We start from the raw sequence: 16,475 nt of genomic DNA on the forward strand, positions 1-16,475 counted from the left end.
CCATGAACCCCTTCGACGACTCCGAGGGCACCTTCCTGGTGCTCGTCAACGACGAGCAGCAGCACTCCCTGTGGCCCGAGTTCGCGGCCGTCCCGCCCGGGTGGGACGTCGTGCTGGGCGCCTCGACGCGCGCGGTCGCGCTCGCGTACGTCGACGCGCACTGGACGGACCTGCGCCCCGCGAGCCTGCGCCGCGTGCTCGACGGCGCCGCTCCCGCCGGGCCCCGGACCGCGACGACAGCGACGTGAGTGCCTCGGGCCTCTTCTCCGCGCTCGCCCTCGACCTGTCGCCGCTGCGCGCGAGCCGCAGCTTCCGCCTGCTGTTCGCCGGGCGCGTCGTGTCCCTGCTGGGACTCGGCATGCTGGTGGTGGCGCTGCCCGTGCAGGTCTACGCGCTCACGGGCACGTCGCTGCACGTCGCGGGCGTCAGCACGACCCTGGGGGTCGCGGCGTTCGCGGGGACGCTCGTCGCGGGCGTCGTCGCCGACCGCCTGGACCGGCGTCGCGTCATCCTGTGGTCGCGCTCGGCCGCGATCGTGGGCTTCGTCGCGCTGCTCGTGAACTCGCTCGCGGAGTCGCCCTCGGTCGCCGCGATCTACGCGATCGCGGCGTGGGACGGCCTCGCCGGCGGGTTCAGCGTGGTCGCGCTCGCGGCCGCGGTGCCGTCACTCGTGCCCCGCGGCCAGCTGCCCGCGGTCGCGGCGCTCCAGGCGATCTCTCTCGACCTGGGCGCGGTCGTGTCGCCGCTCGTCGCGGGGATCGCGATCGCGCACGGCGGGTCGAGCCTCGTGTTCGGGGTCGTGGTCGTGGCGAGCGTCGTGAGCCTGGGCTTCCTGGTGCGCCTCCCGTCCCTGCCGCCGGGCGGCGGGGACGGGGAGCGCGTCGTGCCCGACGGCGCCGGCTCGCCCGAGCACGAAGCCCCACCCTCAGCCGGGGCCGGGACCGGGACAGCCACGACCACCCGAGCACCACGCCCGTGGGACGACATGGTCGAAGGGCTTCGCTTCGCCGCGACCGACCGGGTGATCGGCGGCATCATCCTGCTGGGCTTCGTCCAGATCCTGTTCGCGTCCCCGCACGTGCTCGTCCCCGAGCTGGTCGACAAGCAGCTCGGCGCCGGGCCCGAGGTCGTGGGGCTGCTCTTCAGCGCCCCGGCCGTCGGCGCGCTCGTCGCGACCCTCACGAGCGGGTGGACCGGACGCGTGCGACGCACGGGGCGCCTGCTCCTGATCGTGTTCGCGGCCTCGGGTGCGGGCGTCGCGATGCTCGGCCTGTCGCAGTCGGTCGTGCTCGCGGTCGTCGCCATGACCTTGGTCGGCGCGGGCGACGTCCTGGGCGAGATCCTGCGGTTCACGCTGCTCTACGAGCGCACGCCCGACCACCTGCGCGGCCGCGTGAGTGCCCTGTGGACCGCGCAGGGCACCGCGGGCGACGCACTCGGCGGCCCGCTGCTGACCCTGATCGCCCGGGCGCTCGGCGCGGGCGGTGCGATCGCCGTGGGCGGGGCGCTCGCGGCCGTCGCCACGGGCCTCGTCGCGCTCGCTGTCCCCGGGCTGCGCCGCGCGGTCACCGAGCCGGGCGCGGTCACCGAGCCGGGCGCGGTTCTCGACGCCCCCCACGAACCTTCCCCCCAGCCCGTCGACGCGACCGTCGGCACCACCCGAGGAGAGAACGCATGACCAGCACCACGAGCAGGCTCGACACGACCGAGCAGGACACGGCGCCGCAGGCCCCGGCCGACCCCGTCGAGCAGGTGACCCTCCTGACGCACCCGCTGCGCCCGCGGCTGCTGACGGTCTCGGCCGTCGAGCAGGTCGCGGCCCGCATGGTCCGGGTCCGCCTCACGGGCGAGGACCTCGACGACTTCGTGACGGTGGCCCCCGAGGACCACGTCAAGCTGTTCCTGCCGACCGAGCCGGGCGGGACCCCGGAGATGCCGCAGGTGGTCGACGACCGCTGGGTCGGCGGACGCCACCTCACGAGCCGCGACTACACGGTGCGCTCCTTCGACCGGGAGGCCCGCGCGCTCGACGTCGACCTCGTGGTGCACGAGCACGGGATCGCGGGCCGGTGGGCGGGGCGCGCCCAGGTCGGCGACCTGGTCGGCGTCCTGGGACCGCGCGGCTCGTTCCTGGTGAACGACGTGTTCGACTGGTACGTCTTCGCGGTCGACGAGACGGCCCTGCCCGCGGCGGCCCGGTGGCTCGAGACGCTGCGCCCCGAGGTCCCCGTCACGGTCTTCGTCGAGGTCCAGGACGAGGGTGACGTGCTGCCGCTCGCGTCGGCCGCGAACGCCGACGTCACGTGGCTCTTCCGCGAGGACCGCGCGCCGGGCACGACGTCGCTGCTCGCCGACGCGGTGCGCGGCACCGAGCTGCCGCCCGGCAACGGGTTCGTGTGGGTCGCCGGGGAGTCGCTCTCGATCAAGCCGCTGCGTCGCTACCTCAAGAACGAGGTGGGGCTGGGCCGCGACAACTTCGACGTCGACGGGTACTGGCGCAAGGGGGTCGCGGACCACGACCACCACGGCGACGACACCGACGAGGCCGAGGCCGAGCCCGATGCCTCGTCCGAGGCCGACGGCACCCCTCGTGACTGACGGGCCGGCCGACGCGCCGTGCGGCGACCACCCGGCGCTGCGCGTCCTGGCCTCGCCCCCGGCGGCGACGTGGCGGGTCGTGGTGTGCCCGCACGCAGGGGGCGCCGCGAGCTACTACCGGCGGCTCGTCCTCGCCCGTGACCGAGGGGTCGGCGGGCAGGCCGCCGGCCGCAGGGGGTCGTCGGCCCCGTTCGCGTCGGCCCCCGAGGTCGTGGCCGTGCAGTACCCGGGCCGCGAGACGCGTCTCGACGAGCCGCCCGTGCAGACCATGGCCGACCTCCTCGCGGACGTCGCTGGCCCTGTGCGCGCGCTCCTCGCAGACGACGTCCCCACGGTCCTGCTCGGGCACAGCCTCGGGGCGTCGGTCGCGGTCCGTGTCGCGGCCGGCCTCGGGCCGGGGGAGGGCCCGGACCTGCTCGTGGTCTCGGGTCGTGCGGCGCGTGCCGACCGGCCGCGGTCCGGCGGCCGGGACGGGGACGGGAGCGGCGTCGTCGGGCCGGGGAGGCTCACCGCGCGCGACGACTCCGCCCTGCGGACGTGGATCACCGCGCTGGGAGGCACGCCGCCCGAGCTGCTCGCCGACGCCGAGTTCTTCGCGCTGCACGCGCGCGTCCTGCGCGCGGACCTCGCGGTCCACGACTCGCTCGGGACCGTCGCGGCGAGGGAGGCCTCGGAGATCGCGGCGCCGCTCCTGCTGCTCGCCGGGTCCGACGACGTCGCGTCGCCACCCGAGGCCGTCGCGCCCTGGGCTGAACGTGCCCGGGCGGGGGTCCGACGGCGGGTCGTCGAGGGCGGGCACTTCTTCGTGGGCGACCGTGCACCGGAGGTGGTCGAGGCTCTGCGGGTCGCGCTGACGGCCGTCGCGGCGGGCACCTACGCGGACCAGGTCACCCGCCCGACCGCCGAGGAACGGTGGGTGTGGTCGCGCGAGATCGTCGCTGCGGACCTGCGGCGGCTCGCGGGCGCGGGTGCGACGTCGTGAGCGGCACGCTCGCCCCGGTGACCGCGCCGCGCACGGGACGCCGCCCGGGCGGCCGGCTGCCCCTCGTGGGTGCTGCGCTCGTGCTCGCGCTCCTGGGCGCGGTCGCCGCGAGCATCGCGTTCGGGTCTCAGCCCGTGCCGCTGCCCGACGTGCTCGCAGTCCTGCGCGCGCGGGGCACGAGCGAGGCCTCCGCGATCGTGTGGGACATGCGCGTGCCGCGCACGGTCCTGGGGCTGCTCGTCGGGATCGCGCTCGGGGTGGCCGGTGCGCTCACCCAGGCGCACACCCGCAACCCGCTCGCCGACCCTGGCCTGCTCGGGGTGACGTCGGGGGCCGCGTGCGCCGTGGTGCTCGCGATCCACGCGGGGGTCACGAGCCCGTCGGGGGCCGTGGGGTTCGCGCTCGTCGGCGCGCTGTGCGCCGGGGGGATCGTCGTGGTCCTCTCCCAGCGCATCCGCATCCTCGCGCCGGGCGTCACGCTCGTCCTCACGGGGTCGATCGTCACGGCGCTCCTCGCGTCGATCACGTCAGGGGTCCTGCTGCTCGACCGCGCGACCATGGACGTGTTCCGGTTCTGGAGCATCGGGTCGCTCGTGGGGCGCGGCCCCGAGGTCATCTGGACCGTCGCGCCGTTCCTCCTGCTCGGGCTGGTGCTCGCGGTCGTCAACGCGCCGACCCTCGGGGCTCTCGAGATGGGCGACCAGCTCGGTGTCACGCTCGGACGACCTGTCGTGCGTGACCGGGTCGTGGGGCTGCTCGCCGTCACGCTGCTCGCCGGGGCCGCGACGGCCGCGTGCGGGTCGATCGCGTTCGTCGGTCTCGCGGCGACGCACGCCGCGAGCCGCCTCGGGCTCGGGGGGCCCGGGTGGCGCGTGCCGGTCGCCGGCCTGTGCGGAGCCGTCCTGGTCCTGGGGGCCGACGTCGTCGGACGGCTCGCCCCCGCGACCTCCGAGATCCAGGTCGGCATCGTCATCGCGCTCGTCGGTGCGCCCCTGTTCGTCGTCCTCGCCCGTGGCTACCTGGGAGACCGCTCATGACCACGCACCTCGCGAACGGGTCCCGCCCCCGCCCCCGGGGCAGCGACGTACCGGAGGGACACCGGGGGAGCCACGGGCCGGGCGACGGCCGGCCGCACGACCCGCCGGGGCGCTCGGGACGTCCGGGACGCTCAGGGAGCTCGGGGCGTTCCGGGTCCACCGGCCCGGGACGGTGGCTCCGGCGCGCCCTCGAACCCCTGCGGCGGCACCCGGGCGGCCGACGGCAGGTCTTGGTCGGCGCAGGCCTCGTCGCCCTGGTGCTGGCCCTGATCGTCGCCTCGATCATGGTCGGCGAGTACGTGCTGTCCGCCGGGGACGTGGTCCGGACCTTGCTCGGCGCGGGAGACCCGGGTGACCGGTTCGTCGTCCTGGGCCTGCGCGCGCCGCGGGCGGCGACCGCGATCGTCGTGGGCTTCGCCCTGGGCGCGGCCGGGGCGATCACGCAGTCGGTGGCACGCAACCCGCTCGCGAGCCCCGACATCCTGGGCGTCACGGCCGGAGCCACGGCCGCAGCCGTCGCGGCGATCGTGCTCGCGGGAGCCGGCACGGGCGCCGTGGGCGGCTTCCTGATCTCCGCCGGGCTGCCGATCGTCGCCGTCCTGGGCGGCCTCGTCGCGACCACGCTCGTCTGCGTGCTCGCCTGGCGCGGCGGGATCGAGGGGTACCGGCTGGTGCTCGTGGGGCTCGGGGTCAACGCCGGGGCGTCGGCGATCACGTCGTGGCTCCTGGTACGGGCCGAGCTGCCCGACCTCAACGCGGCCCTCATCTGGATGACGGGGAGCCTCAACCGGGCGAGCCTCGCGATCGTCGGTCCGGTCGCGGCCGTGGTCGTGGTCACGGTCGTGCTCAGCGCGCTCTCGACCCGGTGGCTCGCGATCCTGCGCTTCGACTCGCGCGTGGTCGTGGGGCTGGGCGTCCGACGCTCAGCCACCCAGCTCGTGCAGATCACCCTGGCCGTGGTCCTCGCAGCCGCCGCGACCGCAGCGGCCGGGCCCGTCCCGTTCGTCGCGTTCGTCGCACCGCAGATCGCGTGGCGGGCGCTCGCGACGCAGGGGCCGCCGCCGCTCGGGGCCGGGCTCGTGGGGGCGTGCGTGGTGCTGGCCGCGGACCTGGGGGCACGTTCGCTGCCCGTCGACCTGCCGGTCGGCGTCGTGACCTCGGCGGTCGGCGCGCCGTTCCTGCTGTGGCTGCTGCTGCGCGAGAGCAAGGAGGTCCGCTGATCGCCCTGCTCAGGGCCGGTCGGGCACGGTCCGCGCGGTGATGCCGTGCCGGGCGAGGAACACGGTCCCGTCGGCCATCCGGACGCTCCCGAGCGCGACGGGCCCGCGGGCCGAGCGGAGTGCGACGGCCGCAAGAAAGGCCCCGCCCGCCCCCGCCCCCGCCGCCGCTCCCGCCCCCGCCGCCCCCGCACCCCCGCCCGCCGAGGGTGACGCCCCGGTCCGCCGAGGGTGACGCTCGGGCCCGCCGAGGGTGACGTCCCGGACTGCCGCGGGTGACGGCCACGCGGCCGGGAGCTCGAGGTCCTGCACGACGAGAAGGTCGGGAGCAGGGAGCAGCCCCCCGCTGTGCACGACGCCGGCCGGCCGGTCCGCACGGGACAGGAGGAGGTCGTCGCGCGGGGCGAGGAGCCCTGTGCCGACCGCCTTGAGGACCGCCTCTCGGCGGACCCACGACCGGGTGAACGAGTCGGCGTCCCATCCGCCGGCCGGGCGCTCGCCCGAGGGGACGGCGTCGAGCAGGTCGGCGAGGTGGGTGCGTGCTGGCGCCGTGGACTCGACGTCCACGCCGACGTCCACGCCGACGTCCACGCACGCCCAGGCGTCCGACCCGGCCTCGGGAACCGTCGCGGCGTCGGCCCCGGGCAGAGTCGGACCCACCGGGTCGACGACGGCGACGAGCACCCAGGTCCCGGCGTGCGCGATCGAGAACGAGGGCCCGTGGGCGACGTACGGTCGCCCGGGTGCCGCGCTCTCCCGCGCCCCGAGCCGGATGTCGACGTCGTCGGGAGCCTGGTGGAGCCGCTCCCCGAGGGCGGCTCGGGTCAGGAGTCGTCCGGTGACGAACCGGTCGCGATCGAGCGGCCGCCGGAATCTTGAGGCCTTGGCCGCCTCGTCGGCCGACAGCCAGGCCTCCTGGCCGGGTAGCCACGGGGTCGGGGGCGCGCACCAGACCGTGACGCTCGCGGTCAGGAGGGACGTCGGCACACCGGACACCCTAGGTCGTCGGGACCGGGTCACCCCACCCGGCTCACGGAGTCCTCGGAGAGCCTCAGCAGCGCACCGTGGTAGCTGATCAGGCCTTGGCCCGGGGCGTCCTCGACGGTCCACAGCACGTCACCTGTCGCCAGGTCGTACGCCGTGGTCCGGGGCGCCCCGTCGGCACCGTAGGCGAGGACGATCGCCTGGGATCCGTCGGTCGCCGCGCCGGACGGGTAGATCGAGTCCTCCCCGGGCACGGTCCACAGCCTGCGGCCCGTGCTCGGGTCGAGCGCGGTCAGACCGTTCGCGCCGTCGTCGACGACGATGACGGTGCTCGTGTGCACGAACAGCGTGCTTGCGTACGTCGAGACGTCCCAGAGCTCCGTGCCCTCGGGCGTGAAGGCCGCGAGGCCGCTCAGGGTGTCGACGAAGACCGTGCTCTCGCCCGTCCCGTCGGTGGCGGCCGGGCTGAGGATCTGCCCGGAGACGTCCCACGACGGGGCGCCCGTGCGGTCGAGCACGGTCGTGTGCGTGGTCGCCTGGTCGAACCTGTGCACGGTCGTCGCCGTGAGCGGCTCGACCTGGTCGTCGGGGGTGGCCGGGTCGTCCAGGCGGGCGCCGCTCGTGTCGAACGAAGCGCTGACGCCGCATCCGGCGACGTGGACGACGTGGCCCGTCGCCCAGACGTTCACGGTGTCGAGTGCCAGCACGGGCTCGGTCCCGTCGCCGCGTCCTTGACATTCCCAGGCTTCGTCCGGCGCGACGAACGGCACCTGGTTCTCCCAGAGCGGGTCTCCGGTCACGGCGTCCTCCAGGGTCACGACGACGCCGCGCCCTCCGGGCATGTCGACGAAGGTCGGGGACCCGTCCTCGTTCCAGACCTCGCGCGGACCGACCGGGGGGCCGACGGGTCCGTCGCGACGGACCGTCACGACGGTGCTGCCGGGCCCGACGGCGTAGCCCGACGCCTCGTCGAACGCGCCGAGGTCTCTGCGCCCCGTGACCTGCCCGTCCGGGGTCAGGGCCGTGATCGTGATGACCTCCGGGGTGCCGGACAGGCACAGCAGGGGACCCTCGTCCAGGGCGAACGTCTGCCGGTAGGTGCTCCGGCCGCAGGTCGCCGCAGGGCCGACCGTCGCCTCCCACACGTCCTGACCGGTCAGGACGTCGACGGCGGTGACGGCCTCCTCGGTGTCGGTGATGTCGCGGACGAGGAGCAGCCCGCCCCAGGGCGTCCAGACCTGATCGGCCAGGTCCCTCGACCAGATCTCCTGCGGAGGCCCCGTGAAGGGCAGCACACCCCCCTCGCTCATGAGGAGGCGCTCCCGCGTGCGCCGCTCCTCGATCTGGCCGCCCACCGCGAGGCCGCCCGCGACGAGGGCCAGGACACCGGCGGCGGCCGCCCAGGGCTTCCAGCGAATCGTCCCCCTGCCCGACGGCGCGTCGCCCGCCCCCGGGGTCCCGTCACCGAGGTCGTCGTCCAGGTCCTCGACGACCTCGAACGGCACGGTGCGAGGGGCGGCGGGCTGGCGGCGGCGCGGCATGGAGCGGAGCCTAACCGCCGCGGTGGCGCGCCACGACACCGCCGCGCCACGTCGACCGCCACGGCTCGTCAGCGCAGGAACAGCCTCGAGGCCTGCGCCTCGGCGTCCGCGTATGTCTGGGCTGCGGAGCCCAGCGCGGTCGTGATCGAGTCGAGCGCGGTCTCGACGTGCACCTGTGCACCCTGCCACTCGGCCATGACGCCCGCGAACGCGGTGGCCGCGCCGCCCTGCCAGCTCGCCTGGAGGTCCTGGAGGTTGCGCATCATGGCGCCGACCTCGGCGCGGATGGCGGTCACGGATCCTCCGACGGCGGCGCTCGCCTGTGCGACCCGTGCGCTGTCGACCTCGTACCTGCTCATGTCGTCCTGCCTCTCACCGTGCCTGCGGGGCACCGGTCGGTGCCCTGCCCCGGGGCGCGGTGCGCGACCGGGTGAGCAGGACGCTAGGGGTGAGCGGCGCCGTCGGGCAGCGGGAGTCGCACGCCCTGTGGAAGGCGACTCAGGGCGCGGGCCTGTGCACGGCCCGTCCCGGTGGGGCCCCACGGGGACGGGCCTGCGGACTCAGGACGGCGAGGGCGCGACGAGCGCCGGCGGGGCCGACGCCTCGAGCTTCTTCTGCTCCTTGCGCAGGCGCTGCAGCTCGGCGTCCAGGTTCTGCCGTGCGGGCTCCTCCCACGCGGCACCGAGCGGGCTCGAGAAGAGCGACCGGCGGTCGAGCAGCTTGGTGATGATCGCGGTGCGCGCCCGCAGGTAGTCGGCGAGCGGGATGTGCGCGTACTCGTCGCGCACGTCCTTGAGGTACTCCTTGTACCGCTGGGGCTCGGCCGCGAGCATCGCGAGGTCCGCGTCGCACAGCACGGCGCAGTCGAAGTCCGCAGGGTCCGGCGCGTGGCGCACGAGCGCGTTGACGAGGAACGCGACGCGGCGGCACGCCTTCTCCGGGACGCCCAGCCCCGAGAGCTGCTCGAACGCGAGCGCTGCGCTCGCGCTCTCGTCCTCACCGCCCTTGTTGGCGTACGCGGCCTTGCGCGCAGCGTCGAAGATCGCGCCGTGGTACCAGGCCGCGAGGCGGACCACGTCGGCGTCGTGCGTCTCTTCGGCGAGCTCGTCGACACGTCCCAGGACGTCGGCGAGGTGGCGCAGGTTGTGGAAGTGGCGGTCGGGTTGGTTCCAGCGCTCGAGGAGTCCTTCGCCGACGGCGAGGATCTCCTCGGTGGGGGCTGTGGCCCCGGCGCCCTTGCAGCTACGGGTCCAGGAGGTGAGCAACCACTGCGGTGCGTCAGAGGTGGTGACGCCCATGAGATCAGCCTTCTTCGATGCGGGAACAGGATGCGTCGTCGAGCGCAGGTTCTCCTCCGAGCCTACGTCCGATCCGTCGACGACCCGCCATCGTAGCCCTGTGTCGGGAGTTCCACACGAACCGTGAGGCCACCGCCCTGCGTGGGGGCCACGGAGATGTGCCCGTGGTGCGCCCCGACGATGGCCGCGACGATCGCCATGCCCAGCCCGGAGCCCCCCGAGGCGCGGTTGCGGGACGAGTCTGCGCGGTAGAACCGCTCGAACACGTGGTCCGCCTGCTCGGGCGTGATGCCCGGTCCGTGGTCGCGGACCTCGAGGACGCCCACGGGTACGTCACCCGCCGAGACCTGCGTCCCGAGCGCGATCTCCACGGGGGTGCCTGCCGGGGTGTGCTGCGACACGTTGCCGATGAGGTTGGCGAGCACCTGCCGCAGACGGTCCTCGTCGCCGATCACGGTGAGGTCCCGGGGTGCGTCCCCGGGGGCGTCGTCGAGCCTCACGAGGCGCACCTCGCGCGTCGGGTCCAGGGCGTGCAGGTCGCCTGCGGAGTCGCGGGCCAGGGCCGCGAGGTTCACGGGCTCGTGACGGATGGGACGGCCCTCGTCGAGGCGGGCGAGCGCGAGGAGGTCGTTGACGAGCGTGCCCATGCGCGACGCGGAGTCCTCGATGCGGCGCATCGTGTCGTCCATCTGCTCGGGCGTCGTCAGGGCACCCATGCGGTAGAGCTCGCCGTAGCCGCGCACGGTCGCGAGCGGGGTACGCAGCTCGTGGCTCGCGTCCGAGACGAAGCGTCGCATCCGGGCCTCCGACGCTTCGGAGGCTGCGAACGCCCGCTCGATGTGGTTGAGCATGATGTTGAGCGAGGCGGCGAGCGAACCGACCTCGGTCGTGGGTGGCGCCGGCCGGATGCGTCGCGTCAGGTCGCCACCGGCGATGTCGGCGGCGGCCTCCTCGATCTCGCGCAGCGGTCTCAGGGCGCGCTGGACGGCGACGAACGCGATCGCGCCGCCGACGAGCGAGATCGCGAGGGCGCTGATCGCGAGGGTCCACCCGAGGAACCTGACGGTGTCGTGGATCCCGCTCAGCGGCAGGGCGACGAACGCGGTCGACCCGTCGGGGTCGACGAGCGGCATGACGCGCCACTGCGTGGGGTCGGTCGGGGCGAGGACACCGGCCTGCTGCGGCGGGACGGTGAACGGCCCGTCGATGCGCCGCACCTCGTCGAGCGACAGCGCCGGGATGTCGGGCAGCCCGTACCTGAGGGGGGTGCTCGGGAAGTAGTACGCCCGGGTGAACCCGCTCGACCACCGGTAGAGGATGTAGTAGTCGCTCGGGAGGCCGGCCGTGTTCTGGCTGAACTGGCTCGTCGGGTCGGTCGCGACGTCCACAGAGGTCGCCTTGAGCTGGTCGTCGACCTGCCGGACGAGGTAGTTCGACACGAACACGCTGGTCGCGACGGCCGCGACCCCCAGCCCGGCCGCGAGCAGCAGCATGATGATCGCGACGAGCCGCGTGCGCAGCGGGATGCGCGCGAACCAGCCCCAGTTCTTCGTGGCCACGAGCCTGCCGTACGGGCGTGGCTCGTCGGGCGGTGGCACGGGTGGCAGGTGCTGCTCGGCCTGCGCGCCGCCGCCTGTCGCTGCGCCGCCGCCCGTCGTGCCCGACGGCGGTGCCTGCGTCCCAGGACGCGTCGCGCCCGGGGCGGGGCGCGTCGAGGAGGGGGGTGACGTCGTCGGGCCGGGGGGTGGCGGGACGGGGGGCAGCGCGCCCGGGGCGCCCGGCGCTCCGGCCGGACCGCCGGGCGACGAGGACGAGGGCGTGCTCATGACCTGCGGGTGCTCCCGGACTCCGGGGGCGTGCGCAGCAGGTACCCGACGCCGCGCTTGGTGTGGATGAGCGGCTGGACCGGCTCCTCGGTGCCGTCGGGGCCGGTCACCGTGAGGTTGTCGATCTTGCGACGCAGGTACGAGATGTAGGACTCGACGATGTTCGCGTCGCCGCCCCAGTCGTACTGCCAGACGTGGTCGAGGATCTGCGCCTTCGACAGCACGCGGCCCGCGTTGAGCATGAGGTAGCGCAGGAGCTTGAACTCGGTGGGGGACAGGTCCACGACCTGCCCCGCGCGGCGCACCTCGTGCGAGTCCTCGTCGAGCTCGAGGTCGGCGAAGCGCAGCACCGCGGTGTCCTCGGGCTCGGCGTGGGTGCGACGCAGCACGGCACGGATGCGGGCCACGACCTCCTCGAGGCTGAACGGCTTGGTCACGTAGTCGTCCCCACCGACCGTGAGGCCCGTGACCTTGTCCTGCGTGTCGTCGCGCGCCGTGAGGAACAGGACGGGCGTGTGCTGGCCCGTGGCGCGCATGCGGCGCGTCACGGTGAACCCGTCCATGTCCGGGAGCATGACGTCGAGCACCACGAGGTCCGGCTCGACCTCGCGCACGAGCTTGAGCGCGCTCGTGCCGTCCGCGGCCGCGTAGACCTCGAAGCCCGCGAAGCGCAGGGACGTGGACAGCAGCTCGCGGATGTTGGGCTCGTCGTCGACCACGACCAGCCGTGCCTCGGGTTCGCTCATGGTTCCAGTGTGCGACCGAAGCCTGGGAGCCGCCTGGGCGGCAGCGGTGCGGTGCGACGGGAGGTGCCGTGACGCGTGGTGCGCGGCCCGTGTCGGCGGACGATGGTTGCATGGGCCTGCACGCACCGGGCCCGGGCCGTGCGCGGACGACCAGGACGAGGAGCAGGATGCGCATCACCGACCACGACCGCAGGGCACGACTCGTCGCGCACCAGCTCGACCTCGGTGTGACCGGGCCGCAGCCCGTGACCACGGTCGAGGGCGTCGTCGACCGGCTCGTCGCCCTCCACGCGACCGACGCCCCCAGCGTCCACCTCTCGGTGCTCGCGCGCGTCCCCGGGCTGCGCGTCGAGGACGTGCAGGCCGCCCTGTACGAGCGGCGCTCCCTCGTGCGCGTCCTGGCCATGCGCCGCACCCTGTTCGTCGTGGCGCGCGACCTGGTGCCCGTCGTCCACGCGGGGGCGAGCGCCGCCGTCGGGCGACGCCTGCGGGCCCGGCTCCCCAAGGAGCTCGCGACCCTCCCCACGGACCCGCCCGTCGAGGATGCCGAGACGTTCCTCGCGGGCGCCGAGGAGCAGGTCCACGACGCGCTCGCGCAGCACGGCCCCCTCACCGGTGCACAGCTGCCCGCGCAGGCCCCCGTGCTGCGGACCGCGTTCCTGCCGACCACGACCAGGTCGTGGGACGTGCGGCGCTCGCTCACGTCGCCCCTGCTGTCGCTGCTGTCCGCCGAGGGGCGGATCGTCCGGGGCGAACCGACCGGCGGGTGGTCCTCCAACCGTTTTCTGTGGCGCCCCGTCGAGGACTGGCTGCCGGGCGGCATCCCCGACGCCGACGAGGCCGAAGCCAGGGTGCGGCTCGCGTCCGCATGGCTCGAGTCCTTCGGCCCCGCGACCGTCGCGGACCTCCGGTGGTGGACCGGCTGGAACCTGGGGCAGACCCGGGCCGCGCTCGCGGCGCTCGACGTGCGCGAGGTCGAGCTCGACGGGCTGGGTGCCGGAGTCGCGCTGCGGTCGAGCGACCTGGCGCCCGCACCGGGCGCCGCCGCCGGTCACGTGGCCCTGCTGCCCTCGCTCGACCCCACGGCCATGGGGTGGAAGCACCGCGACTGGTACCTCGGGCCGCACCGCGAGCAGCTCTTCGACACCGCGGGGAACATCGGGGCGACCGTCTGGTGGGAGGGCCGCATCGTCGGAGCCTGGGCGGTGCGGACCGACGGCTCGCCCGCGGTGCGCCTGCTCGAGGACATCGGGTCGGACGGCGCCGCAGCCGTCGACGCCGAGGCCGAGCGGATCACCGGGCTGCTCGACGGCGGTGGCGTGACGGCGTCGTTCCCCACGCCGCTGTACCGCGAGCTGCGGGGCTGAGCGCACCTGGGCAGCCCGGTGACGCGACGAGGGCGGGACCGCGCGCCCGTGCGCGGCCCCGCCCTCGTCTCCCCGCGTCTCCGGAGCGTCAGAGGTAGCGCAGCGGGTCGAACTCGTCGAGCGGGATGATCCGGACGCGCGGCAGGACCGTGGTGAACGCGCCCACGTTGTCCTCGAGGTCGTGGAAGCTCAGACCGCGCGACGCGAGCTCCGAGAAGCGCGAGTTGACGAACTCGCGGAAGCACAGCAGCCCCACGCGGCGGTCGCCGTCGTCGAGGAGGTCCTCGACCTGCGGGATGAAGTCGCCGTCGTGGCTCGCGAGGAGCACGTCGCCCGGGCGGTCCTGGAGCGCCTCGAGGGTGCGCTGGATACCGATGTCGACGACCTTCTCGGAGCTCGACCCGGCCAGCGGGATGGGGCGGTAGCCCATCGCGAGCAGCGCCTGGACGAACGCCATGGGCATCTGGCCGGACGACGCGTTGAGGAAGAACAGGGGGGTGACGTCCTGGCCCCACAGGTTCGCCGCGAAGTCGACGATGCGGTCCCAGCGGGGACGCTCCTCAGGGTTGGGGCGGTGGCCCAGGACGCTCATCCCGAGCGTCGCGTCGATGTTCTCCCCGTCGACGATCAGGTAGGTGCGCCGCCTGGTCCCACCCTGCGTGCTGACGAGGCCGTTCGACGTGCTGGAGTCCGACATGGGGTCCAGCCTATCCGCCGCGGCAGGGCGGGCCCGCCCGTCCGCGTGCGGACCGCGACGTGCGGACCCGTCGCGTCCGGTGACACGGATCCCGCCGAGGCGTGGGCACGGTTTGCATGTGAACCCCTGGTTACGAGTACCTTGCACCGGTGAACCTCCAGCTTCTTGACCCGGTCCGGATCACGGTCGTCCAGAACTCCCCGGACGTCCCCCTGGACACCTTCACGGACCTGCTCGGCCCGGGCGTCCGCCTCGTGCGTCCCTTCGCGGGCGACGCCCTGCCGGACGCGACCGACATCGGTGACGGGCTGGTGGTCCTGGGCGGCGAGATGTCCGCGTACGCCGACGACGTCGCGCCCTGGCTCCCTGCGCTGCGCGATCTGCTGAGCGCCGCGGTGATCTCTGCGGTGCCGACGCTCGGGATCTGCCTGGGCGCCCAGCTCCTCGCGGTCGCGGGTGGCGGTCACGTGCAGGTCGCGGCCCCTCCGGGGCGCGAGGCCGGTCTCACGCGGGTGTTCTGGAAGTCGGGTGCGGAGGCTGACCCGGTGCTCGGTCCGTTGGCCCGGGCGGCGGCGGGGACGGGCAAGCGGGCGCGCTCGCTCACGGTGAGCATGCACGCGGACGCGATCATCGACCTGCCCGAGGACGCCTCCTGGTTGGGGATGTCCGACATGTACCCGTACCAGGCGTTCCGTCTCGGGTCTGCCGTGGGCGTCCAGTTCCACCCCGAGGCGTCGCTGTCCACCCTGCGCGCCTGGACCGATCAGCATGCCGACACGGACACCGAGAACGTCCTCGCCGAGGCCGGGCCGTTCGAGGGTGAGGTCCGCGAGACGGGCCGTCTCCTGGCGCAGTCGTTCCTCGCGGTGGTGCACGACGACGTCGCGCGCCGGGGCGTGCGGGCGTAGGTCCGCGCCGGGCTGCGTGTCCGCCTCGGGGTCTGCGTGTCCGCCCGGGGTCACCGGTCGGTCGGTGGCAGGGTGGCGGGATGATCCGACACACCGTCGCCTTCCGCCTGCACCACCCCCAGGGGTCTGCCGCCGAAGCCGCGTTCCTGTCCGACGCGCGCGTCCTCGCGCAGATCCCCGGCGTCCAGAGGTTCGAGCAGCTGCGGCAGACGAGCACCAAGAACCCGTTCGCGTTCGGCTTCTCGATGGAGTTCGCCGACGCCGCGGCGTACGCGGCCTACGACGCGCACCCGGACCACCGGGCGTTCGTCGCCGACCGCTGGGTGCCCGAGGTCGCGGACTTCCTCGAGATCGACTACGAGCCGCTCGAGAGCCGCTGACGCCCGACGACGCCGCTCACCAGGGCGCACGGGCGGCGGCTGGTGAGCGGCGCCGTCGGGCAGGGCGGGTGGCGCGCCGGGGCTACGGGGCGTCCTGCGTGCCGGCGTCGATCGACGTCACGGTCGTGGGCGTGATCTGCGGGGCCGGGGAGGCTCCGCCGCTCTTGAGCGCAGCGAGCCGCGCCTCGACCTCGATGTTCGCCCCTGAGGCCTCGAGCTCCTCGAACTGTGCGTCGAGCGAGGACGCGGCGACCTCGGCCTGGCCGAGCGCCTTGGCCTCCTCGCGGCGGACCTTCTCCTCGAAGCGCGAGACCTCGCTCGTGGGGTCGAGGACGTTGATCGAGCTGATCGCGCCCTGGACGGTCTGCTGCGCCTCGGCGGACTTCTGGCGGGCGACGAGGGAGTCGCGCTTGGACTTGAGCTCGCCCAGCTTGCCCTTCATCTGCGCGAGGCCGGTCTTGAGCTTCTCGACGGTCTCGCGCTGCGACGCGATGAGCGGCTCGGCCTGGCGGACCTCGCCCTCGGCCGAGATCTGCCGCTGGAGCGCGACCTTGGCGAGGTTGTCGAACTTGTCGGCGCCCGCGGTGTCGCCCGACGAGCGGAAACGGTCGGCCTGCGCGGACGCGGCGGCTGCCTTGTCGCCCCACTCGCGCACGGCCGCGACGTCCTCGTTGTAGTCCTGCTCGGCGAGCCGGAGGTTCCCGATGGTCTGCGCGACGGCCTGCTCGGCGTCGGCGATGCTGTTGGTGTAGTCGCGGACGAGCTGGTCCAGCATCTTCTGCGGGTCCTCGGCGCTGTCGAGGAGCGAGTTGATGTTCGCCTTGGCCAGCTGGGTGATGCGTCCGAAGATGCTCTGCTTCTCTGCCATCGGTCGTGCCTTCCTGCTCGTGGATG

17 protein-coding genes are annotated in these 16,475 nt (G+C 74.3%); 9 read left to right on the top strand and 8 right to left on the bottom strand.

Annotation, left to right across the window (positions count from 1 at the left end; genetic code table 11):
- Window positions 1–2: 2 nt before the first annotated feature.
- The 6 genes from IE95_RS0101085 to IE95_RS0101110 all read left to right on the top strand — a co-directional run bounded on the left by IE95_RS0101085 (window position 3) and on the right by IE95_RS0101110 (window position 5,837).
- The gene (locus IE95_RS0101085) at window positions 3–248 is read left to right on the top strand and encodes an MbtH family protein (RefSeq protein ID WP_030144119.1); all 246 of its coding nucleotides are present in this window, start codon (window positions 3–5) and stop codon (window positions 246–248) included.
- Window positions 245–1,678 carry an MFS transporter gene (locus tag IE95_RS0101090; RefSeq protein WP_030144120.1) on the top strand — a complete coding sequence of 478 codons (1,434 nt, stop codon included), beginning with the start codon at window positions 245–247 and terminating at the stop codon, window positions 1,676–1,678. Before IE95_RS0101085 ends, IE95_RS0101090 begins: the two co-directional genes overlap by 4 nt.
- The gene (locus IE95_RS0101095; RefSeq protein ID WP_084689662.1) at window positions 1,675–2,598 is read left to right on the top strand and encodes a siderophore-interacting protein; all 924 of its coding nucleotides are present in this window, start codon (window positions 1,675–1,677) and stop codon (window positions 2,596–2,598) included. The genes IE95_RS0101090 and IE95_RS0101095 overlap by 4 nt, the downstream gene beginning before the upstream one ends.
- Window positions 2,591–3,580 (top strand): thioesterase II family protein, encoded by a 990-nt coding sequence (locus IE95_RS0101100; RefSeq protein WP_030144122.1) that lies wholly within the window; start codon window positions 2,591–2,593, stop codon window positions 3,578–3,580. The genes IE95_RS0101095 and IE95_RS0101100 overlap by 8 nt, the downstream gene beginning before the upstream one ends.
- 17 nt (window positions 3,581–3,597) lie before the next feature.
- Window positions 3,598–4,617, top strand: coding sequence for a FecCD family ABC transporter permease (locus IE95_RS0101105; RefSeq protein WP_030144123.1), 1,020 nt, complete (start codon window positions 3,598–3,600; stop codon window positions 4,615–4,617).
- A gap of 230 nt (window positions 4,618–4,847) precedes the next feature.
- Window positions 4,848–5,837 carry a FecCD family ABC transporter permease gene (locus tag IE95_RS0101110; protein WP_051702549.1) on the top strand — a complete coding sequence of 330 codons (990 nt, stop codon included), beginning with the start codon at window positions 4,848–4,850 and terminating at the stop codon, window positions 5,835–5,837.
- A gap of 9 nt (window positions 5,838–5,846) precedes the next feature.
- Here the strand turns inward: IE95_RS0101110 and IE95_RS20295 are convergent, their stop codons facing one another.
- From IE95_RS20295 to IE95_RS0101140, 6 genes are all read right to left on the bottom strand, one after another.
- Entirely contained in the window at window positions 5,847–6,821 is a 975-nt protein-coding gene (locus IE95_RS20295; RefSeq protein WP_157283402.1) for a 4'-phosphopantetheinyl transferase family protein, read from the bottom strand.
- Window positions 6,822–6,850: 29 nt separating this feature from the next.
- Window positions 6,851–8,359 (bottom strand): outer membrane protein assembly factor BamB family protein, encoded by a 1,509-nt coding sequence (locus tag IE95_RS0101120; protein ID WP_030144126.1) that lies wholly within the window; start codon window positions 8,357–8,359, stop codon window positions 6,851–6,853.
- Window positions 8,360–8,427: 68 nt separating this feature from the next.
- Window positions 8,428–8,718 (bottom strand): WXG100 family type VII secretion target, encoded by a 291-nt coding sequence (locus tag IE95_RS0101125; protein ID WP_030144127.1) that lies wholly within the window; start codon window positions 8,716–8,718, stop codon window positions 8,428–8,430.
- 201 nt (window positions 8,719–8,919) lie between these two features.
- On the bottom strand, window positions 8,920–9,657 hold the full coding sequence (locus IE95_RS0101130) for an HD domain-containing protein (RefSeq protein ID WP_030144128.1): 738 nt from the start codon (window positions 9,655–9,657) through the stop codon (window positions 8,920–8,922).
- A 62-nt stretch (window positions 9,658–9,719) separates the two neighbouring features.
- Window positions 9,720–11,483 (bottom strand): sensor histidine kinase, encoded by a 1,764-nt coding sequence (locus IE95_RS0101135; protein WP_240666195.1) that lies wholly within the window; start codon window positions 11,481–11,483, stop codon window positions 9,720–9,722.
- Entirely contained in the window at window positions 11,480–12,229 is a 750-nt protein-coding gene (locus IE95_RS0101140) for a response regulator transcription factor (RefSeq protein WP_030144130.1), read from the bottom strand. The genes IE95_RS0101135 and IE95_RS0101140 overlap by 4 nt, the downstream gene beginning before the upstream one ends.
- Before the next feature lie 167 nt (window positions 12,230–12,396).
- Here IE95_RS0101140 and IE95_RS0101145 point away from each other — a divergent pair, with 167 nt between their 5' ends.
- Window positions 12,397–13,596, top strand: coding sequence for a winged helix DNA-binding domain-containing protein (locus IE95_RS0101145; protein ID WP_030144131.1), 1,200 nt, complete (start codon window positions 12,397–12,399; stop codon window positions 13,594–13,596).
- 88 nt (window positions 13,597–13,684) lie between these two features.
- Here the strand turns inward: IE95_RS0101145 and IE95_RS0101150 are convergent, their stop codons facing one another.
- On the bottom strand, window positions 13,685–14,293 hold the full coding sequence (locus IE95_RS0101150; protein WP_030144132.1) for an NYN domain-containing protein: 609 nt from the start codon (window positions 14,291–14,293) through the stop codon (window positions 13,685–13,687).
- A 149-nt stretch (window positions 14,294–14,442) separates the two neighbouring features.
- On the opposite strand from IE95_RS0101150, the gene IE95_RS0101155 reads away from it, so the two are divergent.
- Both IE95_RS0101155 and IE95_RS0101160 read left to right on the top strand, forming a co-directional pair.
- Window positions 14,443–15,201, top strand: coding sequence for a type 1 glutamine amidotransferase (locus IE95_RS0101155; protein WP_030144133.1), 759 nt, complete (start codon window positions 14,443–14,445; stop codon window positions 15,199–15,201).
- Window positions 15,202–15,281: 80 nt separating this feature from the next.
- Window positions 15,282–15,581, top strand: coding sequence for a Dabb family protein (locus tag IE95_RS0101160; RefSeq protein WP_030144134.1), 300 nt, complete (start codon window positions 15,282–15,284; stop codon window positions 15,579–15,581).
- 82 nt (window positions 15,582–15,663) lie between these two features.
- Here IE95_RS0101160 and IE95_RS0101165 read toward each other — a convergent pair whose 3' ends face one another.
- Window positions 15,664–16,449: a PspA/IM30 family protein gene (locus IE95_RS0101165; protein ID WP_030144135.1), complete on the bottom strand. Its 786-nt coding sequence runs from the start codon at window positions 16,447–16,449 to the stop codon at window positions 15,664–15,666.
- Window positions 16,450–16,475: the final 26 nt, after the last annotated feature.

Source organism: Oerskovia turbata, assembly GCF_000718325.1.
GTDB lineage: Bacteria > Actinomycetota > Actinomycetes > Actinomycetales > Cellulomonadaceae > Oerskovia > Oerskovia turbata.